Origin of the sequence: Niastella vici, assembly GCF_002077945.1 — a bacterium.
In the GTDB taxonomy this organism is placed as follows: domain Bacteria; phylum Bacteroidota; class Bacteroidia; order Chitinophagales; family Chitinophagaceae; genus Niastella; species Niastella vici.
This window is the reverse complement of the sequence record NZ_LVYD01000018.1, coordinates 1-536: the sequence shown is the minus strand read 5'-3', so window position 1 is coordinate 536 and position 536 is coordinate 1. Positions and strand designations below refer to the sequence as shown.

Annotated in this window: 1 protein-coding gene; it reads right to left on the bottom strand. The window is 45.3% G+C overall.

Annotation, left to right across the window (positions count from 1 at the left end; translation table 11 throughout):
- The coding region (locus tag A3860_RS07475; protein WP_216823400.1) for a hypothetical protein at nucleotides 1–536 on the bottom strand (536 nt) is incomplete at both ends.

Below are 536 nucleotides of genomic sequence, written 5' to 3'. Positions count from 1 at the left end.
TTATCATTCTCCTTACCATTAAACCCATACCTATATCCGCCAGCATTAGAACTTCTGCCCGGCTGAATCATACCGAACGGATAATAATCCTGAGAACTTAAGACCTCGGCCTCATAATAATCAACTACTCCACCGGTTATGTGTGGTATCTTTTTATCACTGATAGTGGCCAGTACATTGCCCAGGTGGTTACTTAACTCATACTGGGTTTTACCACGCATCATTTCATCATCGTATACCGTTCCAATACCTGGTACCGTGCTGGAGGCAATGCTCAATGAACTATTCAGCGTTAAGTTATTATTTTTTACACCGAGCCTGGTGGTTCCATACACATACTGTTCATCGGCTGTTATCGAGGATCCTTTCACGGTATAGGTAGTCATCGCATTGCCCGCTGCATCCTTTACATACCAGGTGGTAATGGGGCCACCGGTCACACCGCTTCCGCTCAACGTTTTACTGATCCTGTGGCCAGCTGCATCATAGGTATAGTCGATGTTCACTCCATCGGTTTTCTCAATCCGCTTGATCTT